Source organism: Pseudomonas sp. RW409 (genome assembly GCF_003184125.1).
Taxonomy (GTDB): domain Bacteria; phylum Pseudomonadota; class Gammaproteobacteria; order Pseudomonadales; family Pseudomonadaceae; genus Aquipseudomonas; species Aquipseudomonas chlororaphis_I.
The window spans coordinates 267231-289956 of sequence record NZ_QHHP01000040.1 but is presented as its reverse complement, the minus strand read 5'-3'; the positions used below and the strand labels follow the sequence as shown (position 1 = coordinate 289956).

Genomic DNA, 22726 nt, shown 5'->3' with positions numbered 1-22726 from the left:
AGTTTGCGCACGACCGCGCGAGGTGCTTAACGAGACGGAACTGATGCTGAACAGTAACTTGCTTAGAAAGCTCGATATGCAGGACCTGATGGTGTTCGTCGCCGTGTACGAGCAAAGCAGCGTGACCGGGGTCTCGGAAACCCTGTGCGTGAGTCAGTCGACCGTCAGTTACTGCCTGAAAAAACTGCGCACCGGCTTCGAGGACGAGCTGTTCATCAACACCCGCACCGGCATGCGTCCGACCTACAAAGCCACCACCATGTACAGCCACGTGCTGAAGATTCTCGAGAGCATCAACCTGTGCCACTCCGGGGTCCAGGCTTTCGACCCGACCCGCCAGGCCGTCACCTTCAACATCTGCGCGCCGGAATATTTCGAACTGCTGATCCTGCCCCGCCTGCTCAAGGGCTTCGACTTCGCCGACCTGCCGGTGTCGGTCAATGTGCACAAGCTGGAAACCGACATCCCCGCCGATGAACTGCGCGACGGCAGCCTGGACCTGGTGATCTGCTTCGGCCCGAACTTTCACCACAACCACCCCGACCTCAAGTCGCAGGTGCTGCTCGAGGATGACCTGGTGTGTGTCTTCGACAAGCGCGCGACGCCGCCGCTGGAGCCGCGTTTCAGCCTGCAGTCGTTCGTCGAGCGCCGGCATGTCTACCCCACGCCCTGGACCTCGACCACCAACATGGTCGACGGCTGGCTGGCCCGTCAGGCCCACCGGCGGCAGATCGTCGCGCGCTCCAACAGCTACAGCGCGGCGCTGAAGATGATCACCGGCACCGACTTCATCCTGACTCTGCCGCGGCGCATCCAGGCGCTGCTGACCAACGACGCGGTGTTCAGCCATTGCGAAGCGCCCAACGGCCTGCCGGGCTTTACCCTGGACATGCAATGGAGCGCGCACACCGACCAGGACAGCGCCAACACCTGGTTCCGCGAGCAGGTGGTCAAGGTCTGCGCGCAGCAGGGCCTATTGTAGGTTCAGGCCCTGCCGCATTCCGGCTCAGTGACCGATGCTGAGCTTGCCGTAGGAGTCGCGGTCGATATCGAGGATCTCCACCGCCAGTTGCAACTCGACGCCGGCCGGCCACTCGCAGAGTTCCTGCAGCACCGTCAGCAGGCTTTGCGAAAGCTGCTTCTTGATCTGTGGCGAACGCCCGCTGAGCAACGACAGCTTCACATGCACGAACCCCCGCTCGCCGAGACCGGTGCCGACGCGAAACGTCTCGACCTTGCGCGCGCGGCTCTTGATGTCGTATTCAGCGAACTGCCCGGACGCCACCAACGCGTGGTTGAACCGCAGCAGGGCCTTGTCGGCATCCAGTTGCGGCAGGTTGGCGGTGTATTCCATATACAGATGAGGCATGGCAGAGCTCCCTGAAAGGTGGCGTGAAAAAGGCGCTCCATACTACACGCCCCGCGACGGCCTGCCTGAAATCATCGACCCAGGGATAGGAAGCTCAACGGGCCTTGAGCGGCGCCTGGTCGCGGTCGCTCATGAACGCCTCCAGCCGCGAACGCAACCAGCGCTCGGCCGGGTCGGTATCGACATGGCTGAGCCAGACCATGGACAGGTCCAGGGTCGGGGTCTTGAACGGGAACGGCTCCTGGAACAATTGCCCCGACGCCGCCATGGCCGCCGCCGCGTAGTCCGGCAGGCTGGCGATCATGTCGGTCCCCGCCAGCAACGCCGGCAGCGCACTGTATTGCGGCACCGACAACACCACCTGGCGCTGCCGGCCAATCTCGGCCAGCCACTCATCGGCAAAACCGCTGACATTGGCTGTGTGCGACACCAGCACGTGCGGGCGGGAACAGTATTCGTCGAGGGTCAGCGGCGTGTCGCTGGCATCGGCGCGCAGCACGCTGGGCTGGATATGCCGCAGCAGCTTGCGCTTGGCGTTGGCCGGCAGCCCACGGGTCTGGCTGATGCCCACGGTGATGTCGCCGGCGGCCAGCAGGTCCGGGATCCGCCAGTAGTCCGCGTGCTGCACCACGAACACCACCTTCGGCGCTTCCTGGCGCAAGGCCCGCAACAGCGGCGGCAACAGGCCGAACTCGACGTCGTCGGACAGGCCGATGCGAAAGGTCATGGTGCTGCTGGCGGGATCGAAATCATGGGTCAGGCTCAAGGCCGAGGACAAGGCATCCAGCGCCGGCGACAGGTGCTGGATCAGCTCCTCGGCGCGGGCGGTCGGCTCCATCCGGTGGCCCACGCGAATGAACAGCGGATCGTTGAAGATCGCGCGCAAGCGATTGAGCGCCGAGCTGATGGTCGGCTGGCCGAGAAACAGCTTCTCCGCCGCCCGGGTCACATTGCGCTCGAGCATCAGGGTTTCGAACACCACCATCAGGTTGATATCGGCCTTGCGCAGTTCGTTGCGATTCATCCGTGTGCTCCATCCCCAGGTCGGAGCCCAGTGTAGAAAGGCCCCGCAATGGCGTCCATCGTCATCGAAGGGCCTTCATTCAAGCCTGAATGGCTAAGGGAAGGTAAAGGTGAACTCCGCCGCGCCATCGGCATCGCCAACCTTGACTTCGGCATCGCTGCCGGTGCGGATGTAGCCGGCCCGCAGCGGGATGATCGCGCTGTCGCCCACCCGTTGCATGTCGTAGAGGGTGCCGTCGTACTTGATCCGCTGCTGGTTCAGGTCGTTGATCATGATGATGCCGAAGCCCTTGGCGCTGTTGGGCGAAGCCGTCAGGTTGAGCACCGAGGGGTCGGTGTGACCGGCGACCTTGTCGGTGAAAGTGATTTGTGGCTTGGCATTCAACGCGCACTGGCTCAGCTCGATGCGAAACGGCACCGGCGACGAGGTGGAACCCACCTTGGGAAAGTCCGCCAGGGAGAAACGCCCGAGCTTCACCGGGATGCTCTTGTACGACTCCACCTCGCATTTGTTGGGAATAATGGGCCCGGGCCCGCCACCCATATTGATGATGGCGGGCCCCATCAACGGGTAGGGTTTGCGGCAGATGCCGATGGGTATGTTGTCGTTCGGGATGCTGACCTCTTCGCCCAGGCTAGCCACACCCTTGAGCAAGTCGACCGCATACAGCGTCAGCCGCGAGCTGCCATCCACCTGCTTGACGATCAACTCGCCGCTGGGTAACTGGCTGGGGGGAACCGTCAGGATCAGAGACTGTATGTAGTTGGTCACCATCACCGAGCGCTGGTTCTGGCCAGCGCCGGGGTCAAACATGACCTGGTTCTTTTCCTGCGCGACGGGTTTGTTAGTCTGGGAAATCTCCCTGAGCACTCCGTCCGAGGAGTTCACGGCAATCTTGAAACCGATGCCGCTGATATTGGTTGGCGCAATGCCATCGGGCAATGGCGTGCCCGCGCTCCAGTGCCCGGCAGATACCAGCTCATGGGCCTTGTTGCCGGTGCCGCCGCCATATTTGTAGTTGGTGATCAGGGCCACCGGTCGTTGCCACAGGACGGCGCCTACCGGGGTGGCGCTGGTCAATGCCGTCACTTCCACCCAGGGCAGGCCGGCGTTGTTACTGAACGAGCAGTCGATCGCCTGGCTTTCCACCATGTCAGCCTGTGCCGTCGCACCGATCAAGCCCGGGAGCAGGCACGCCAATGCCTGGACAGTACGGTAAAGCCGACGCCTGCGGCAGCCAGGCCTGAACGCCAATGGGTGGATCATGGGGGGCATTCTCCATGTTCTGCTTGAGCGCGGCCGTGTTGGCCGACCGGCCTTGGTTGTGCATGGACGACCCGCGTCGCGGGGCATCCGGAAAGAGGTAATGGATCCTGAAAAAGCCGATACGCCATGCCGCGGCATGGCGTATCGAGAACCCGCGATACCTGGGTATCAGCGGGTCGTGCTGCTGGTTACTGAATGACCCCGTAGTTGAGGCCGGCCAGAGGTACCTGGGCCGCTTCACCCGATACCGAGTTGAACCTCATCTCGCCGTAGTTGACGCCCACCAGACCGCCGTAGGTCTGGCCGATACGAGGATTGAAGTTGATCTTGCCGGTGGCCACCGATTGACGAACATTGCCCATGTTCAATCCGACCAGACCGCCCAGGTTGGCGTAGTAACCACCACTCACCGTGCCCAGGGCCAGGGAGTTGAGGATCTGGCCATGGTTCTGCCCTACCAGCCCGCCGACACTGCTGCGTTGGTCACCAAAGACCGGGCCCTTGGCCGTGGCGGTTTCGATGTTGGCGCCCTGGGTACGACCGTTGGTGCCCACCAGGCCACCCACGAAGCTGTTGGTCCCACCCCTGACTTCGCCACTGGCTTCGACCGAACTCAGATCGCCGTCGTTGTTGCCGATCAATCCGCCGACATGGCTGTTGGTGCCCGCCATGACCTTGCCACGGGCCACGCCGTGACTCACGGTACCGCGATAGTTGTTGCCGATCAGGCCGCCGGTGCTGCTGTTGGCGCCGGCGGTGACATTGCCCAGAGCCTCGGCGGTATCGATCTGGCCGTAGTAGTTCTGGCCGACCAGGCCGCCCACGTTGGCGCCCGAGTTGTCATAGACTGCACCGGTGGCCTTGACGTCGTTCAGGGTGCTGTTCTGGTTGTAGCCGACCAGACCGCCTGCCGAGGCACTGCCGTAGCCAGTCACCGCGCCGCTGGCGCTGGACTCCCTGATCGCACTGTTGGTGTTGAACCCGACCAGGCCGCCGATGTTGCTGGCGGCATTACCCCGCACCGCTGCCGAGGAGCTCGAGCGCTCGAGCGTGCCATTCTGGTTGTAGCCGACCAGACCGCCAATGTTCAGGCCGCCGTAGCTGCTGGTGATGGTGCCGCTGCTCGAAGAGTCAGCGATATAGCCACCCTTGTTGCTGCCCACCAGCCCGCCCACGCTACCTGTGGTATTGCGCTGCATGTAACCCGAAATATTGACGTTAGTCGTGCTGTTGGTGATGCTGCCGACTCCGGCCAGGCCGATAATGTTTTCACCGACAAGCCCACCGATCGAAGAGGTGTAGGTGTTGCCGGTCACGTAGGAGGTAGGCCCCACCGACGCACGATCGATTGCGCCACCCGCGTTGAGACCGACCAGGCCGCCCACGACGTTGGTGTTCGCCGCGCTGGCGTTGACGCGCAGGCCAGTGGCGCTGATGTTGGTCAGCGTGCCGCTGTTGAGTCCTACCAGGCCACCGATATTGCTGAAACCGGTCCCCGAGGTAGTGCCATTGACGGTCATGCTGGCCAGCTTCAGGTTGCTGATGCTGCCCGAGTTGGCGGCAAACAGACCGACGTTAGGCCCGGTATTGGTCACCGTGAAACCGCTGACGGTGTTGCCCAGGCCATCGAAAACGCCAGAGAACTGGCTATTGCCGCCAATGGACTTGAAGGCGCCGTAACCCTTGATATTGGTACCCAGGACATACAGGCCGTTGAGGTTGTTATTGACCGCCTGCAACTGCGCGGTGTTCTGGATGACGCCATATTGCGAGCCATTGGAGTCGAACGCCGCGCCCGTACCGGACAGGGTCACCGTTGCGTTCTGCCCCAGGGCATAGCCATCGCCATGGTTCAGCCCGAGGCTACCGTTGGCCCCGCTGAGGGTCACGTTGCCATTGAGCCGGACCCTTTTCTCGGCGTTCATTTCGACCCGGGCATTGGCTCCGGTGGCGGTCAGCCCGCCATTGAGTTCAATATCGCCCTTGGAAGACAGCTTCAGCCGATTGCCGCTGTTCCAGGTGACAGGACCGCCCACCACCACATCGCCGGAACTGCTGGCCAGCTCGATATTGGTGGTCGCCAGATTGCTCGACAGGGTATCGGCGTAGGCCGTATCGCTGCCCGATGCCGCGGTCGGGTTGACCTTGACGGTGTTCGACGTGATCTTCCAGTTGCCTGTCTGGCCGTTGCTGGCCTGGGTATTGACCCGGCTCGCCAGTTGCACCTCGGTGTTCGCGCCCTTGGTCTCGATCAAGCCGCCGTTGCCCACGGTACCGATAGCACTGGCGGTCATGGAGCCAGCCACCAGCACCTTGCCCACATCGCCACCGTCGAGGGTGATCTTGCCGGCGTTGCCGCGCAGAGTATTGGCCTCGATGGAGCCCTGGTTGTTGACCACGGTCTGCAACATGTCGCTCGCGCTCTTGGCGGTCATCAGCACCTGGCCGCCGTCGGCCTTGAGCAGGCCGCCGTTTTTCACCAGGGCATCCACTGCGGCACCCTCGACTTGCAGGTTGAGCAGGTTGTTGCCGTCGAAGTTCAGGGTGAACTTGTCCCCCGCGCCCAGCGCCACCCGGCCCATTTGCGCCTGGATCACCCCATCGTTGCGCACGTTGGCCCCCAGCAGCGCGACGTTGCCGCCCTGGGCGGCAATGATGTCGCCGTTGTTGATGATCTGCGCCGGCGAGCTGCCCGAGAACGTGTAGTTGCCGGCCTCGAAGTCTTTATTGTCAATGTCCCGAGTCGAAGCCACCAGGCCACCCACGTTGACCTGGGCACCCTGGCCGAACACTACGCCGTTGGGGTTGACCAGAAACACCTGGCCATTGGCATTGATCTGGCCCTGGATATCACTGGCATTGGTACCGACGACGCGGTTCAGTGCAACCGAGTTTTTAGTGGGCTGGTGGAAGGAGACCTTCTCGCCCTTTTTGACGCTGAAGTCGTTCCAGTTGGTGATCAGCTTGTCACTTTTCTGGTTGATCGACATTTCCTTGCCATCGTTGAAGGTCAGGATATTGGCTTCCCCGGAGACATGGGTATTTCCCGTCGGCAGGGCGAATGCCGACGACATGGCGCCCACTCCCAGCAGGCTGACAGCCGCCACGACCATGCCCTTGCGCGCACCCGACTTGCGCCGGCGACGTGCCCCTTCATGAGCCACATTCCAGCACGCCAGGGCCTGGTTCCAAACCAGTGCATACATCTTGTTCACGATGCTTCCTCTTCTTTAAAAAACGCTCTGCAAACCATTTGCAGGGCGACACCACTCCTGCTACGAGCAGGTACTAGAAATATTGCGTCGCGTTCATCCAGACCTGGGGGCGGCGCTCCGGCTTATCCCGAGTCTTGCCGTTGTCATGCAACGGCCAGGCGAGTGTCAGGTTGACTTGCTGCGAAGGCCCCACCCAGTTGGCGCCGATACCGGTCGCGGTGATCCGGCGGGTGTTGTTCTCGGAGGTCCAGGGCTGGCGGTTGACCTTGACCGTGCCGCTGTCGGCGAAGGCGCTGAGCTGCCAGCGCGGCGCCAGGGCATAGCGCAGTTCGGCGCTGGCCTGCCAACCCTGGTCGCCGCTGCCGGCGCCCACCGGATAGCCGCGCACACCGTAGGGGCCGCCAAGGCCGAGCTTTTCCGAGCTGTCCAGGTTGTCGTTGGCCCATTGCGCACTTAGCCGGGTGTAGAGCTGGAAGCGATCGCTCAGGCGCTGCAGGCGCGCCGCATTGAGATTGAGCTTGGCGAACTCGCCCGAGGTGCCCGCGGTGCGGCCATCCTGGACTTCTTCCTCACGGTCGCCGAAACGCAACCGCCCGCTGCCGTAGGACAGATCGAAGAAGTTCTGGCCGCCCCCGAAAAAACGGTCCTGGCTGTTGCCACTGAGGCTCAGGGTCCACAGGTCGATCTGTTTGCGACTGCTGAATTCGAACAGGTCGATATCGTCACGCAACCGCTTGTCTTCGTATTGCAGTTGCGCAGTGAGGTCGAAGGTGCGGCTGCGCACCAGCGGCTGGGCGACGAAGAAACTGCGGAAGCTGGCGACACCGTGGTAATCCAGTACCTCGAAGTTCCTGCCCAGGCGGTAGCTCATTTCCGAGTACGCCCCGCCGATGCGGGTCGACCAGGGGCCGACCGGCAACTGGTAGGCCGCGCGGAAATAACGCTGCGACTCGTCGCTGCGCATCGCGCGCAGGCTCAGCTGGTCGCCAAGACGCAAGGGGTTGTTGAGGTTGAGGCTGCCCCCCAGGCGGTATTCGCCGGTGTAATAACCGCCGAAGTTGTCCGCCTCCAGGGTGCCGTTCAACAGTGGCCCGGATTCGGTATCGACCACCAGGTCGGTGGTCCCGTATTCCTGGCCAGGACGCAGGGTACCTCGGGCCTGGACCCCGGGCAGGTCGCTCAACAGCAAGAGACTGCGTTCCAGGTCCGCGTCGTATACCGCCTCGCCGCTGTTCAGCGACGACAGCGGCGCCCGCACCACTTGATCCAGGGCGCGCGAACGGTTCTGCACTTCGATGCGCCCGTAACGCCCCTCGACCACAGCGATCCGCACCAGGCCGTTTTCAATGTCCTGGGGTGGCAGGAAAGCGCGGGCCAATACATAACCCTGCTTCTGGTAATAGTCGGTAATCCGCTGTGCAGCTCCACGCAAACCGGCCAGGTCCAACTCCTTGTCGTGCAGGTCGGCCAGCAGTGCCTGCAAGCGCTCGGTGGTGAAAACCTGGTTGCCCTCGATGGCAAACGTCTTGACCTGCAGCCGGATTCCGGAGGTGTCCGGGGCTGCCGGCGCGGCGGGTGTCTCGGCCTTGGGCAGGTCCAACTCCAGCTCCGAAGGAGCAGGCTGCGCCGGCTGGACCGACTCGATGTCACGCATCGCCTGGCCGGCGTTGGGTACCTGCAAAGCCAGGGCGATATCGGGTACTGCCAGTGGCAGCAGCGCCGCCAGGACCAAACACGACCCGCGCCACCCCGGACTCATGCCCACAGGCGCTCGGCCACTGCCGCATGGCGACGTACTCGTCACGAATCTGCCCATCGCAAAACTACTGTTGTAACCGCGCACTTCCACTCAGCGTCTCCCCGCTGTCTACCGCCACCTGGTAACGAACGACCGTCGCACTGGCGACGGCTGCCTTTTTTGCTGCGGGCAGGGCGATACGGGTCGTGCCGAAAGGCTCGAGCGTGATCCCCTGCCAACTGATCGATTGAGTCCCGCTGCCCAGCTCCAACTGCGAGATGGACACGTAGTAAGGCGCCCGACTGGTGGCCAGCAGCGCCATCTGCCCGTCCGGCCCCGGGGTCTTGTCGAGGCTCCAGAGCACCTGCCCGATTGCCTCGTTCGCCTTGCCGGCAAGGCCCGCAGGGCGGTACAGCAGCTTCATGCGCATGCGATAGGCCAGGCGCAGCACATTGCTGTCGGTGGTCGTCACCGGCGGCACTTCGAGGAAGTTGATCCAGAACACCGACTCGCGATCGCCGGGCAAGGGTTCGCCGGTGTAACGCACCACCAGGGCGCTGCGCTGTTGTGGGTCGAGCCGTGAAATCGGTGGCGACAGGACGAACGGCACCGTCAGGCGACTCGGGTCGGTGTGCGTATCCCCCCGGTCCAGCCAGGCTTGCAGGAGGATCGGCGCATCGCCGGTGTTGCCGACCCTGACCGTCAACGCCGAGGCATTGGCCGGGTAGATGAAGCGCGTGCCGGTAATGGCCAGCGCCGCCTGGGCGTCGACGCACAGCGACATCAGCAACCAGGCCGACAGCAGGCCGCCACGGATCCGCCGAGCCACCGCCGAGGGGCCGCGCAAGCCGCATGCCTGTTGCATCAGCCGTTCCTCGCCTGGGCGGGTGCCCCGCCAGCGTCGGGAGGTACCGGGCGGCATGGCAGGTCGAACACCTCATAACCCTTCGCCTCGACAGTCTTGGCAGGCGCCGCATCGCGCTCGGGCAGGCGGTAGTCGATCAGGCATTGCTGCCCGGGCTGGTCACCCCATTCGACGCGGATCGAACCCTGGTTCTTTTCGCTGCGCAGCACCAGGCGACTGCCCTGGCCGACCGCGCCCATTTCCACCCCGCTCTCGGCGTCGGTGGCGATCGCGGCAAACGGCAGGAGCGCACCATTGGGTTGCAGGCTGTTGATCAGGAACGAGCGCGCCTTGCGGGTCGGGTACGACAGCATCACCACGGCCCCCGCCACCGGCGCGGTGTTGCGCGAGCTCACCTGCAGCTCGACGTCGTCGGGCATGCCCTGCGGGTCGATATCCACGGTGTTGAGCTGGAAAGGCGTCAGGCTGGGCACCACTGCGTAACCGCTGCCATTCACCCGCGCGCCGCTGTAGCCGACCCCTGCGCCCTTGGCATGAGGCGCGTAGACCAGGCCGCTGGTCTCGCTCAGGGTCTGGGCAAACGTCAGCCCTCCGGGGTGCAGGATCATGCCGCCGGAAGCGCCGATGGACGCCTGGCGGTAATCGCTGCCCTGGGAAAAACTGGAACTCAAGGCCACCTGGGGCAAGGAATAATTGAGACTGGCGTTGTGGCTGGTTTCCCGTTGCTTGTCATCACGGGAAACGGCCACGGCATAGGAGGCTTTGCCCGCGTCGTCCACTGTTCCGGAAACGCCGCTGGTCAGATGGGTTCCCGTGCTCTGGTCGTGACTGACGAAGTTATTGAGCACCGTTGCGCCCCGGGTCTCACGGCCCAGCGGGATCGTAAGGGTCAAACTCAAGGTCGTATTGCTACTGACTGCCCGACGTCCTGAAGACCGGTTCTGTCCCAAGGTGCGCTGTACGGCGAAGGAATAGCTGTTGCCCCGCCACTGATTGCTATAACCCGTGGAAAAACTCAGGGTCTTGCCTTGTCTATTCCAGTAATTGAGCGCCGAACCACTGGCATAGAAATGCCCGCCAGTGGCCTTCAACTGCTGGCTGATATTCACATCCAGCCGGTCACGCATTCGGGAGAAGGCTTCCACCCGTTCGCCGTCCTCGACGAAGTCCTGCAACGCGACCGCGTCATGCAGTCCCAAATAACCACGGGTCGAGTAGCGATAAGCCAGTAACGAGAAGTTGGTACCGCTATTGGGCAGGTTCTTGCTATAGGAAAGACGCAGGCTCGTCCCCTTCAGACGGCCCCTTCTGGGCACGTTGGTTTTGGCCTGGGTCACATCGAAGGCAAAGCCCCCCACATCGGTATTGAGCGCGCTCCCCATCAGTACCGACATATAACTGCCCGTGACAGCACTGCCGATGTATCCGGTAATGTCGTTATCCAGACCGTGCTGGGCTGTCCCTTGCAGCACATACTGGTTACTGCCGCGCAGCCCGGGATCGATGATCTGGCCGGCGGTGAAGCTGTATCGGGAGTTTCCAGGGCGCAGTAATTGAACAGTCGTGGCGAAGGGCACGGTAAAGCTGCTGCTCTTCCCGTTGGCCTCGGTCACAGTGACGTTCAAGTCGCCGCCGAAGCTGGCGGCTTGAAGATCGCTGATTTCGAACGGTCCCGGCGCAACGGACGTTTCCGAAATCAAGTAACCACGTTGATAAATAGAGACCTTGGCGTTCGAGCTGGCCGTCCCCCGGACAACAGGCGCATAAAAACGCTCGTTGTCGGGCAGCATCCGGTCATCGCTGGTCAGTTGGGCGCCGCGAAACGATACGGAGTCGAACAGATCGGCATTGGTGACGCTTTCGCCCACCAGCAACTGTGAGCGCCATGCCGGCAATTCGGTCTGGCCGTAGATGGAGCCACGCTGATAACGGCTACCCGCTTCCGGAGACCAGGTCAGGGTGCCGTTATGCCGCAAGCGCACCGACCCCATATTGAGCCCCATGTTCAGACCGGCGTAAGCGTCGGTCTGGGTTCGGCCGTTATTCTGTGCACTGAACAGGTTGGTGTTGTAGTTGAGCAGCCCTGCAGAAATGCCGCGATCCCAATTCGCCGGATCGACATAGGTTTTCGACCGGCCTTTCTGCAGGAAATATTGCGGGACCGAAAGATCGATCGTCAGCTTCTTGAGATCGATCTTCGTGGTGAGACCAGGAATGTAGCGAGCCAGGTCGGCGCAGTAGGTGCCCTCCGGCATGCTTTCGGCGGAAGGTTGCGCCGAAGCCTTGTCCAGATCGATACCGGCACGGACCAGCAACGAACGCTCATAACAGGGCTGGCCCCCTTGCGGCCCATGGGTGTCGCGAAACTCGATGTTCTGCGTGGCACGCCACTGGCCATTTACCAGCAGGTCGATGCGGTAATTGCCCGGAATGAGAAATCCCTGGCGCTCAAAACGGCTGGTATCGATGGGGGCACCTTCGGTCTGAAACAACATCTGCGAATCGAATACCACGCCCTGCCCCGCAGGCTCGGCAGTGGAAGTTTCGGCCCATGTTTCAGTCGCCATGACAATCGCCGCCGTAGAAACAAGACCTAGAAAAAACCGAACTGGGCTCCAACCGTACGAAACTAACGCACAAGCAAAAACAGCCAGATGACTACGCTGGACGTTCAACATATTCGATACCGGCATGCAGCCAGGTCATAGAGATGACAAAAACTGCAGGGTGAGAAAAGTTACAGGGGCAATGGTTTTTCAAGCACCCGCCGCCCACCGAAGTCATTAATGACCTCGTAATGAACAGAGGCTTTGCGATAGGTCTGAGGAGCCCGTTCGGGTAATGGGAAAAACCCACTACTGAAAGGTGCGATCATTTCATCTTTAACTGCAACCCGTCGCCCATCCAGAGCAACTTCTATCTTGCCGAAAGAAACGTAATATGCAGTCGGATTAGTCACCTGAACTCCCAGGCGATTCTCGACTTTACCTTTTCCATCTGGATGCCTGGCCTGTTTGAATTGCCAATCGAGCTTGTTCGCCACCAAGTCCACATCCGACTTCAGGTTCTTGGGTCGAAAGAACACTTTGATTCGGGTTCTGAAGGTAAACTGCAAGACATTTTCATCGACTTCCTTGCGTGGAGGTGTTTCCAGTACATTGAGCCAGAACAAGGATTCCCGATCTTCTGCAAGTTTTTCACCCGTGAAGGAAACACGCAGTGAAGCTGAACTGTCCGAATCCAGGCGAATCACCGCCGGGGACACCAAAAATGGAACTTTCATTTCCTCGGGCCCCTTAGTTGAATCGCCATCATCAATCCAACTTTGGACCAATACAGCAGAGGCACCGGTATTGTTCACTTTTATTGTCACTTCACGAGCATCCGACGGATAAACCAGCCGAGTACCCTGGATGACTACCGACGCCTGTACGATTCCAGAACATACGCCCAAGAACATGACGCCGAGAACGAAAGAAGAAAAAATACGCGCTTTCGGCGTCATGAATCACTCCTCGGGCGCTGGTCTTTACTTATACGACAGGGTGTATCGAACGAAGGAGTTACCCGAACCCGCACCAACACTAGCCGCGGTCGCAACATAGTTCGCCTTGAACTTGAGGGTTGCAGTGTTGGCTGCAACGGTGGCGACCTGTGGCGTGGCTTCCGACTGACCGAGCGGGATTTTCGTGCCAGCAGCGACATTGTCGTTGAACACCTGGATCTGCACGCCGGTGGCAGGCGCTGCGCCGATCAGCTTGAGGTTTCCGGTCGCCGAGTCGACGTTGCCCACTTGGTCAAAATCAACGACGACCTTGGTTCCATTGGCACATTGCGCGCCGGACAGCACCAACGCGAACTTCTCGAACGGAGAAGCATCGCCAATGGCCTTGAAGATCGAAGGAGAGATGCGCCCCAGTTCCACGTTGGTGATGTTGTTTTCACCCGGTGCCTGGCCGTTGATATTGCAAGTCACGTCAGAGATGCTGCCAGAGAAGTTAACCACGCCATCAGTGGCATGAGATAACGAAGGAACAAGCGCAGCAAGCATCAAGCTGGAAGTTGCCAGGGACAGTAAAGATGTGCGTTTCATGTGATTTCCTTGTTCACGTTGATCGGCAAAAGAAGTGCAATCTATTTGATTGTTCTCCCGGTTCAGCCATGACCAAATCACACCGGCCATGGCAGCCCAAGCCTCTCTCACTCAAAGTCTAAGTCAATGGGTCGACAACAATAGCAAGCTCCTTTAGGTGCCCCATGAAGAACCCCCAAAGGAAGCCGTAGCTTACCGATCAGCCTTCGAATTTGAATTGAGAGACGGCCGAAGCACCCATCAGAAATATCTTAATAAACCGCTCATTGATTTCGTCTTTACTTATGAGACAAGACTGTGTACTTCTTCAACGCGCGCGTGTTAGCTGAACTCTACCAAGTGCTCGCGTCGCAGTAGCCTGAACCAGGCCAACTCGCTACTCAATAAAAAATTAAAGGAGTCTACCCGTAGGCCTGCGCAATGAGCGCCGACAAAAAGGCCCAACCTCAATGAGAAGAATTGAATATAGAGAGTAAGAATATAAAACCTACACGCATAACCAATATAGAGAGAGCACACTATGGGATCCATAGTCATAGTCGACGACCACCCCCTGGTCAGGATTGCATTGAAAGTCATACTTGAGCGTAACGGGCACCATATCGCCGCCGAGGCAGACAATGGCGTCGACGCCATTCAAGTTGTTCGTACCCATAAGCCGGACTTGGTAATACTTGACCTCGATCTACCGCAACTGGACGGGCTATCCGTACTTACTCACTTCAAGGCCAATAACTTCCTGGTAAAAACACTGATATTGACTTCCAGCGACTCAAAGAACTTTGCCGTACGTTGTTTGCATGGGGGCGCAGCAGGGTTCATCTGCAAGGACGAAGCGCTGGATGAGGTGGGAGATGCAGTAAAAGCATTGTTATCAGGACATACCTATTTTCCTGAAAGTTCTCTGCTCCTGTTGCAGGAAAGCATTCACACCAACCAGATGCAAAGCATTGCCGCCTCCCAGCTGACCAACAGGGAAATCACCACATTAAGGTTATTGGCACAGGGTCTTAACAACAGGGAGATTGCAGCGACTCTGCTTATCAGTCACAAAACGGTCAGTACTTACAAAGTAAGACTCTTGAAGAAGTTCAACACCACCAACCTTCTGGCCCTGATTGAAATAGCCAGGCAGAAAGGAATCATATAGGCCTCTTGCGACCCCCAGCAACGCATGGACATCTGTCTGTTCCAGAATCAGCGTCTTATCGGTTTTGCGACGGGACATCGAGCACTACTCCCTTGGAGCAGCAGAGGAATCAGCGCTCACGAGGCAGTTCTCTCAGATTGATTGGCCCATCATCCTGTATGGCTACAAGACAGATGTCCTTGAGGTTGAGCAGCGCCTGCTCGACCCACTGCGCCCTTTCCAGCAGCACTGGCCAGGTCCCTGCGATACTGATTTCCCTCAGGCGCTGGCAGCTGGAGATCAGCGGCTGGTACTTCAATACACAAGCCGCACCCGCCATCTTGTGGCACAGCCTGGCAATGGCTTGCCGATCTTTTTGTTCGCAGTACGCCCGCAACAGTTCAAGGTCTTTGATCTGGTAAGTCCGTACCTCCTCGATGAGCCGTCGGGCGACTTGCTCATTGTCGCCAGCAAGGTCCATGAGCCTGCCAAGCACCTCCAGCAACGACTCGGCGGAACCGACCCGAATAGCGTGAAACACCTCCTCATCCACGCTTCCCCCTGCGTTGAAGCTTGGTGTCTCCGGCGTTGCGCCGGCCTGTGCATCCTGCCTATTCATATCTGCCTCCTTGCTCACTTGAATATGCCGCAGCCCGTTCATCGAATACGGGTCAGGCTAGGCAAAACTCCTGGAGGCGAATATCAGACGTTTCTCAAAGCGCTGAATAGGGCGGCTTTACTGAGGGAGTCCCCAGACATTGAAGTCCGGAGAGCATGAAAAAAAACCGCCAGAAAAATGCTCTGCCGGTTTTTTTTAATAACTGACGCTGCAACTTGCGGCCACCCAGCACTGGCATGAGCCAGCCAGCCCTTGCCGCATAAGGGTTTCAGCCAATTGAGCCGCATCAGTGCCGGGTACCTGCGAGCATTTCGCCAAAAACACATCGACACAATATTGACACCAAAACACCCGCCTGTCGGAATATTGGCACTTCGTGCTGTTACTCCCGGTTAACACCTTTACAAGGCCTGACCCCACAACTAAACAACTATCCAACTGATATCAGGAATGGCCGTATCCCTGAATCAGAATGACCCAGATTCATCCAGCCATTACTTCAGGAGTCCCTTTCATATGGGTGCTCTCAGGCTATTGCGCACCCTGCGCAGCGCAGCTCCAGGCTTGGGCTCATGTTCGCCCAACCGCTCCTGCGACTCGCTTTTCAAGTACGGCGAACTTCTTCACCTGCACGCCACCTGCGTCCCTCTTCCGGCAGGCCCAGACGGCCGACGATGTCCGGGATCAGCTCGCACCGCTCCTTGACACCCTGAGCGGTACAAGCATGGGACTTCGTCCTGTCAGCAGGACCTGGCGATTCTAAAAAAAGCATTCTCGGGAGAAAGACATGGCTACCACTACAACGACCAGCGGCGGCACCACCACTTCGTTTTCCAATACACCGCAGGCGCAGGACGACATTTTCACTACAGGTGTCATTGGCACGAGCAGCGCAGCCATCACTGAAGACCTGCTGGGGATCGTGTATCTGGACGTCATGTCCAATGACCTGGGCGGCAATGCAAAGACACTCTGGTCACTCGATAACGCGACCAGCCTTTCTACTGCTACCAAGATTTATGCTCCGGCCGATCTCCTGGTCCAGGACACGAGCAGAGTCGAGGCGACGAGTTCCGACACCAGCTTCAATGGTGCAAAAATCTGGATTACGTCGGATGGAAAAGTCGGCTACGACGCCGCGACCTTATCGACGGCTTTCAAGGCGCAACTTCAAGCGCTTGCTGCCGGAGCGTCCCTGACAGACAGCTTTACGTACGCGATTCGTCTCGGCAATGGCACGCTCAGCTGGGCCACTGCGCAGGTGCAATTTGCAGGTGCGAATGACAGTGTGACGATGAGCCTCGGCACACAGGCCGGTACCGTGACCGAAGATGCGGCCACGACAGCGAGCCCGACCGACTTGCACAGCGCGACGGGCACGATTGCCTTTAGCGATGTCGATCTGAGCGACACGCATACCGCCTCGTTCGTGGCGGCACAAGGCAATGCCACAGCGCTGGGCAACTTCGCCCTCGCCTCTGTGACGGAAGCCGCCGATACGGCCAACGGCACCGTCAACTGGACTTACACCCTGGATAACGCGGCAGCCCAGTCCCTGGCTCAGGGTCAGACGGTCAGCGAAACTTATGTGGTCACCATCAGTGACGGGCATGGCTCGTCGACAACGCAGAATGTGACCATCACCATCACCGGTACCAACGACCAGGTGCAGATCACCAGCGGCGTACAGAGCGGAGATGCCAAGGAAGACAGCGGCGACTACGCTGCCAGCGGCAACATCACCTTTACCGACGCCGACCTGATCGACAGCCATAGCGTTACCGTCACGCCGGGCGCTTCGGGCTACCTGGGCAGCTTCACTACAGACCCGCTGAACGACAGCACCGGCACGGGCAGCGGCTCGCTGGGCTGGCACTTCGCGGTAGACAACACTGCGCTGCAGTTCCTGGGCGAAGGCCAGACCGTCACCCAGACCTATAACGTGGCGATCGGCGACGGCACAGTGCAGACCGTGACCATTACCCTCACCGGTACCAACGACCGGCCGACGCTGACGATTGCCGACACTACCGGCGCCATGAGCGAAGGCAACGCTGCGGCCACACTGAACGACAGCGGCGCCCTGAGCTTTGCCGACCTGGACAACATCGACGTGGTGACGGTGTCGCACACCGCCAACGGTGACATCGCCTGGAGCGGTGGCACTCTCAATGCGGACGTGGCTTCGGCACTGGTGGCCGGCTTCTCGGTCGATCAGAACAGCTGGGACTACAGCAGCAGCCAGAACCTCGACGTCCTCGGCGCGGGTGAAACCATCACCTTCTCGTACAGGGTGGTCGCCACCGACAACAGCGACGCGGCCAACGCTACATCGGCGACGCAGACCGTCAGCATCACCATTACCGGCAGCAACGACGCGCCGGTACTCAGCTTCGCCAGCGGCAATGATGCCGGAGCCGTGCAGGAAGACATTACCCTCAGCATCAGCGGCCAGTTCAGCTCGATCGACATCGATCACGATGCCTCCGCTATCTGGACCATCAATGGCTCGCCAACTGGTAGCTACGGTTCGATTGCCGTGGACGGCAGCGGCCAGTGGACCTACACCCTGGCCAACGGCACCGATGGCGTTGCCGGTGCGGTGCAATCGCTCAAGGCCGGCGAGAGTCATGATGAGGTGTTCAGCGTGCAGGTCAGCGATGGCCTGGGCGGTGTCGACACCCAGCTGGTGACCATTACCGTCACCGGCAGCAACGATGCGCCGGTACTCAGCTTCGCCACCGGCAACGATGCCGGCGCAGTGCAGGAAGACACTACCCTCAGCGTCAGCGGTCAATTCAGCTCGACCGATATCGATCATGCCGCCACCGCTACCTGGAGCATCGTCGGAGCAAACACCGGCTCCTTCGGTTCGATCGCCGTGGACAGCAGCGGCCAATGGACCTACACCTTGGCCAACGGCACCGATGGAGTCTCCAGTGCCGTGCAGTCGCTGAAGGCGGGCGAGAGTTACGACGAAGTGTTCAGCGTGCAGGTCAGCGACAGCCTGGGCGGTGTCGACACCCAACAGGTGACCATCACTGTCACCGGCAGCAACGATGCGCCGGTACTCAGCTTCGCCACCGGCAACGATGCCGGCGCAGTGCAGGAAGACACCACCCTCAGCGTCAGCGGCCAATTCAGCTCGGCCGACATCGATCACGATGCCTCCGCTATCTGGACCATCAATGGCTCGCCAACTGGCAGCTACGGCTCGATTGACGTGGACAGCACCGGCCAGTGGACCTACACCCTGGCCAACGGCACCGATGGCGTTGCCGGTGCGGTGCAATCGCTCAAGGCGGGCGAAAGTCATGACGAAGTGTTCAGCGTACAGGTCAGCGATGGCCTGGGCGGTGTCGACACCCAGCTGGTGACGATCACTGTCACCGGTACCAACGACGCCGCCGTACTGTCCTCGGCCAGCGTCACGCTGAGCGAAACCAATGCTCCATTGACTACCGGCGGCAGCCTGACCGTCAGCGATATCGACAGCCCGGAAAGCTTCCAGGCGCAAATCGACACCGCCGGCAACTACGGCAAGTTCTCCATCGGCACCGGCGGTGCCTGGACCTACATCGCCGACTCCGCCCACAACGAGTTCGCCGCCGGCACCACCTACACCGACACCTTCGCCGTGAGCAGTGCCGACGGCACCCTCACTTCAGTCACCGTGCATATCCTCGGCACCAACGATGCCGCCGTGCTGTCCGCCGGCATCGCCAACCTGACCGAGACCAATGCCGCCGTCGACATCTCCACCGCCGGCACCCTGACCATCAGCGACGTCGACAGCGCCGCAACCTTCATTGCCCAAACCGACACCGCTGGCAACTACGGCAAGTTCTCCATCAACACCAGCGGTGCCTGGACCTACGTCGCCGACTCCGCGCACAACGAGTTCGCCGCCAGCACCACCTACACCGACACCTTCGCCGTGAGCAGTGCCGATGGCACCCTCACTTCGGTCACCGTGCATATCCTCGGCACCAATGATGCGGCCGTGCTGTCCGCCGACATCGCCAACCTGACCGAGACCAATGCCGCCGTCGACATCTCCACCGCCGGCACCCTGACCATCAGCGACGTCGACAGCGCCGCAACCTTCATTGCCCAAACCGACACCGCTGGCAACTACGGCAAATTCTCCATCGACACCGGCGGTGCCTGGACCTACGTCGCCGACTCCGCGCACAACGAGTTCGCCGCCGGCACCACCTACACCGACACCTTCGCTGTGAGCAGTGCCGACGGCACCCTCACCTCGGTTACCGTGCATATCGCCGGCAGCAATGACTTGCCGACCATCACCTCCAACGGTGGTGGTACGACGGCTTCGATCAACCTGGAGGAGAACACTGCAGCGGTCACGACCGTGGCGGCAACCGATGCCGATCTGCCGGCACAGATATTGAGCTACAGCATCGCCGGCGGAGCGGATGCCGCGAAGTTCTCAATCGTTACCAGCATAGGTGCATTGAGCTTTATCTCTGCCCCCAACTTTGAAGCACCGACCGATTCGGGAACGAACAATGTCTATGACGTGATTGTGCGGGCGTCGGACGGCACGCTGTTTGACGACCAGGCGATCGTGGTAACCGTGACGGGCGTCAACGACAACAGCCCGGTGATCACCTCCAACGGCGGGGGTGCGACGGCTTCGGTCAACGTGGCGGAGAACACTACGGCAGTCACGACGGTGGTGGCGAGCGATGCCGATCTACCCGCGCAGACGCTGAGCTACTCGATCCTGAATACGGCCGGCACGGACTTCAGCAAATTCTCGATCAGTTCGAGCGGAGTGCTGACGTTCAATTCGGCCCCCGATTACGAAAATGCCCAGGATATCGGGGGTACCGACGGCGACAATGCCTACGTTGTGGACGTCCAGGTGGCTGACGGCAATGGCGGAACCGACACGCAGACCCTTACGGTAAACGTGCAGAACGTTGTCGAGACGCCAGTCGATAGCGTACCGCCAACGGTGACAGTGACGGGAACGGCCTTGGGCAGCTCGATCGGCTCTACGTCGACGGTCACATTCCAGTTCAGTGAGGCAGTGAGCGGTTTCAGCCTTTCGGATGTCTCGGTGACTAAGACGAGCGGAGCGCCCCGAGGAACCTTCAGTAACTTTACCCAGGTCGATGGCGATACCTACACCGCGACGCTGACCAGAACGCTGGGCGGTAGCGTGAAAGTCGACGTTGCCGCGAACAGCTACACCGACCTGGCGGGTAATGCTGGGGCTGCCGGGAGCAGTGCAAACCTTCCGGCAGGCGTTGCCGGCGAGCCCATCAACCTGGCCCTCGACATTCCACCGGCCGAGATTGACGGCCCCGTAACGGTGGCCATCAGCGGCGTTCCTTCGGGGTGGGTGTTCAATGCAGGAACCGACAATGGCGACGGCACCTGGACCGTGCAGACCAACGATCCCGGTGCCTTGACCGTGACAACCCCAAGCGACTTCGCGGGTGCGTTGGTGCTTGAGGTCAACCTGTACTGGAGCAACAGTGACGGCAGCAGCGCAAGCGCCTACGTGTTCAACAACGTCGAAGTCTATGCCCCGGGCTCGCCGATCTTCGCCTTGTCCGCTGACGATAACCTGAGCGGCTCGTCCGGTGCCGACACGTTCGTCTTCGCCCAGCCGATCGGCAACAACCAGATCTACAACTTCGACGTCGCGGCGGACAAGATCGACTTGATCGGCTTCACAGGCGTCACCGCCTTCGCTGATTTGAGCATCAGCAACGACGCAAACGGCAATGCCCTGGTCAGCATCGGCTCCGGCCAGACGGTCACCCTGAGAGGTGTCGATGCGACGGACCTGGGCGAAGCGAACTTCCGGTTCGATACGGACCCACTCACCCACAACAGCGGTACCCTCACCATCGCCGACAGCGCGATCATGCCGTTCGGTGGCGGCCTCCATAACAGCGGCACCATCGAACTCGGCTCCGCCGGCAACGAGACCAGCCTGGAAATTCTGTTCCGTGGCGCGACCTTGACCGGTGGCGGCCAGGTACTGCTATCCGACAACGCGCAAAATGTGATTTTCGGCGGCAGCGCCGACACCGTGCTGACCAATGTCGACAACCGCATTTCCGGCGCCGGCCAGTTGGGTGCCGGGCAAATGATACTGGCCAATGCGGGGCTGATCCTGGCCAGCGGCATGAACAGCCTGGTGCTCGACACCGGCACCCACACCATCAGCAACAGCGGTGTACTGGAGTCCACCGGCACAGGCGGCATGACAGTGACCAGCGCGGTCGAAAACACCGGCCATCTGTGGGCCAACGGTGGCGACCTGCGCCTGCTGGCCGACGTGACCGGCAATGGCAGCGCGACCATCGACGGCGACGCCAGCCTGACCTTCGCCGGTGCCGCACACACCTCCGTCGCCTTTCACGGCGCAGGTGCCGGCTCGCTGGTGATCGCCCAGGCTGAAGCAGCGGGCTCGCTGGTCGGCATCCTCGGCCTCGAGAGCGATGACTTGCTAACGTTCGGCGATCTCGCTTTCGGTGCCAATACCCAGCTCAGCTACACCGCCAACGCCTCTGGCGCCGGCGGCCTGCTGACGGTGGACGACGGCGCACATCGAGCCGAGGTGAACCTGCTGGGACACTACTCGGCGGAAGACTTCCAGGTCACCGATGGCGGCGAAGCCGGCACCCAGGTCAGTTACCACGGCCAATCCAGCGGCACACTGGTGGGCAGCATGCTCGCGGACACGCTCAGCGGCAGCGACGGCAACGACATCATCGTGGGTCGTGGCGGCGAGGACAGCCTCAGCGGCGGCGCGGGAGCCGACATGTTCGCCTACCTCAACGCGAATGAAGGCGGCGACCATATCCTCGACTACAACTTCGCCGAAGGTGACACCCTCGACCTCTCCACGCTGCTCAACGCCAACTTCGTCAGCGGCACCAGCCAGGTGGCCGACTTTGTCCAACTGGCGCAGTCCGGCAGCGACATCACGGTGCAGGTGGATCCCGATGGCGCCAATAATGGCAAGCACTTCGTCGATGTCGCGGTGCTCGACCACATTGGCACACCCAATCCCGATCTGGTGCGCACCTGGTTCGGAGAGGCCGACCAGACGCTGACCGCGTGATGCATTGGGCTGGAGCTGACTGGGAGGGTAAGTGTTCTCGATGTGGATCGAGCAGCCCCCTCAGTCAGCGTTTCTAAATCCAAAGGGGGGAACAAGCGGGAGAATAAAAACAGCCAGAAACGAAAAAGCCCCGTAAAAACGGGGCTTTTTCGTTAAATATGGCGGAGAGATAGGGATTCGAACCCCTTCCCAGGGCTAGCTAGACCGCTATAGACCTGTATTTAAAGATATTTCCATCAACCCAAACGGCCTGTATGAGGCAGAAGCGGCCTGCTGCTTGCCCTAAATCTGCCCTAA

The 22726-nt window shown here is 60.6% G+C and carries 13 protein-coding genes; 3 read left to right on the top strand and 10 right to left on the bottom strand.

The window, feature by feature from the left end; all coding sequences use genetic code 11:
- The first annotated feature begins 43 nt into the window (after positions 1–43).
- On the top strand, positions 44–982 hold the full coding sequence (locus DK261_RS19855; protein ID WP_009047557.1) for a LysR family transcriptional regulator: 939 nt from the start codon (positions 44–46) through the stop codon (positions 980–982).
- A gap of 24 nt (positions 983–1006) precedes the next feature.
- On the opposite strand, the gene DK261_RS19850 is transcribed toward DK261_RS19855, so the two are convergent.
- The 9 genes from DK261_RS19850 to DK261_RS19810 form a co-directional block, all read right to left on the bottom strand.
- On the bottom strand, positions 1007–1369 hold the full coding sequence (locus DK261_RS19850) for a 5-carboxymethyl-2-hydroxymuconate Delta-isomerase (RefSeq protein WP_009047556.1): 363 nt from the start codon (positions 1367–1369) through the stop codon (positions 1007–1009).
- A gap of 94 nt (positions 1370–1463) precedes the next feature.
- The gene (locus tag DK261_RS19845) at positions 1464–2393 is read right to left on the bottom strand and encodes a LysR substrate-binding domain-containing protein (RefSeq protein ID WP_009047555.1); all 930 of its coding nucleotides are present in this window, start codon (positions 2391–2393) and stop codon (positions 1464–1466) included.
- Positions 2394–2486: 93 nt separating this feature from the next.
- Positions 2487–3659: a fimbrial protein gene (locus tag DK261_RS19840; RefSeq protein ID WP_009047554.1), complete on the bottom strand. Its 1173-nt coding sequence runs from the start codon at positions 3657–3659 to the stop codon at positions 2487–2489.
- 188 nt (positions 3660–3847) lie between these two features.
- A complete protein-coding gene (locus DK261_RS19835) occupies positions 3848–6874 on the bottom strand; it encodes a GLUG motif-containing protein (RefSeq protein WP_110176192.1) in 3027 nt (1008 codons plus the stop codon).
- 73 nt (positions 6875–6947) lie between these two features.
- Positions 6948–8633: a ShlB/FhaC/HecB family hemolysin secretion/activation protein gene (locus DK261_RS19830; protein ID WP_028681856.1), complete on the bottom strand. Its 1686-nt coding sequence runs from the start codon at positions 8631–8633 to the stop codon at positions 6948–6950.
- A 64-nt stretch (positions 8634–8697) separates the two neighbouring features.
- Positions 8698–9477 (bottom strand): molecular chaperone, encoded by a 780-nt coding sequence (locus DK261_RS19825; RefSeq protein WP_009047551.1) that lies wholly within the window; start codon positions 9475–9477, stop codon positions 8698–8700.
- Positions 9477–12044 carry a fimbria/pilus outer membrane usher protein gene (locus DK261_RS19820; RefSeq protein WP_009047550.1) on the bottom strand — a complete coding sequence of 856 codons (2568 nt, stop codon included), beginning with the start codon at positions 12042–12044 and terminating at the stop codon, positions 9477–9479. Before DK261_RS19820 ends, DK261_RS19825 begins: the two co-directional genes overlap by 1 nt.
- Before the next feature lie 170 nt (positions 12045–12214).
- Positions 12215–12982, bottom strand: a complete 768-nt coding sequence (locus tag DK261_RS19815; protein ID WP_009047549.1) for a molecular chaperone — start codon at positions 12980–12982, stop codon at positions 12215–12217.
- A gap of 24 nt (positions 12983–13006) precedes the next feature.
- Positions 13007–13570, bottom strand: a complete 564-nt coding sequence (locus DK261_RS19810) for a fimbrial protein (protein WP_009047548.1) — start codon at positions 13568–13570, stop codon at positions 13007–13009.
- A gap of 520 nt (positions 13571–14090) precedes the next feature.
- On the opposite strand from DK261_RS19810, the gene DK261_RS19805 reads away from it, so the two are divergent.
- Positions 14091–14720: a response regulator transcription factor gene (locus DK261_RS19805; RefSeq protein ID WP_009047547.1), complete on the top strand. Its 630-nt coding sequence runs from the start codon at positions 14091–14093 to the stop codon at positions 14718–14720.
- A gap of 109 nt (positions 14721–14829) precedes the next feature.
- Here DK261_RS19805 and DK261_RS19800 read toward each other — a convergent pair whose 3' ends face one another.
- The gene (locus DK261_RS19800; RefSeq protein WP_028681853.1) at positions 14830–15318 is read right to left on the bottom strand and encodes an Hpt domain-containing protein; all 489 of its coding nucleotides are present in this window, start codon (positions 15316–15318) and stop codon (positions 14830–14832) included.
- Positions 15319–16105: 787 nt separating this feature from the next.
- On the opposite strand from DK261_RS19800, the gene DK261_RS19795 reads away from it, so the two are divergent.
- Positions 16106–22429, top strand: coding sequence for a VCBS domain-containing protein (locus tag DK261_RS19795; RefSeq protein WP_110176191.1), 6324 nt, complete (start codon positions 16106–16108; stop codon positions 22427–22429).
- Positions 22430–22726: the final 297 nt, after the last annotated feature.

Bases quoted from the DNA above. Each gene is read 5' to 3' on its own strand.
- DK261_RS19855 (WP_009047557.1), top strand. From the start codon at position 44: ATGCTGAACAGTAACTTGCTTAGAAAGCTCGATATGCAGGACCTGATG.
- DK261_RS19850 (WP_009047556.1), bottom strand. From the start codon at position 1,369: ATGCCTCATCTGTATATGGAATACACCGCCAACCTGCCGCAACTGGAT.
- DK261_RS19845 (WP_009047555.1), bottom strand. From the start codon at position 2,393: ATGAATCGCAACGAACTGCGCAAGGCCGATATCAACCTGATGGTGGTG.
- DK261_RS19840 (WP_009047554.1), bottom strand. From the start codon at position 3,659: ATGATCCACCCATTGGCGTTCAGGCCTGGCTGCCGCAGGCGTCGGCTT.
- DK261_RS19830 (WP_028681856.1), bottom strand. From the start codon at position 8,633: ATGAGTCCGGGGTGGCGCGGGTCGTGTTTGGTCCTGGCGGCGCTGCTG.
- DK261_RS19825 (WP_009047551.1), bottom strand. From the start codon at position 9,477: ATGCAACAGGCATGCGGCTTGCGCGGCCCCTCGGCGGTGGCTCGGCGG.
- DK261_RS19820 (WP_009047550.1), bottom strand. From the start codon at position 12,044: ATGGCGACTGAAACATGGGCCGAAACTTCCACTGCCGAGCCTGCGGGG.
- DK261_RS19815 (WP_009047549.1), bottom strand. From the start codon at position 12,982: ATGACGCCGAAAGCGCGTATTTTTTCTTCTTTCGTTCTCGGCGTCATG.
- DK261_RS19810 (WP_009047548.1), bottom strand. From the start codon at position 13,570: ATGAAACGCACATCTTTACTGTCCCTGGCAACTTCCAGCTTGATGCTT.
- DK261_RS19805 (WP_009047547.1), top strand. From the start codon at position 14,091: ATGGGATCCATAGTCATAGTCGACGACCACCCCCTGGTCAGGATTGCA.
- DK261_RS19800 (WP_028681853.1), bottom strand. From the start codon at position 15,318: ATGAATAGGCAGGATGCACAGGCCGGCGCAACGCCGGAGACACCAAGC.
- DK261_RS19795 (WP_110176191.1), top strand. From the start codon at position 16,106: ATGGCTACCACTACAACGACCAGCGGCGGCACCACCACTTCGTTTTCC.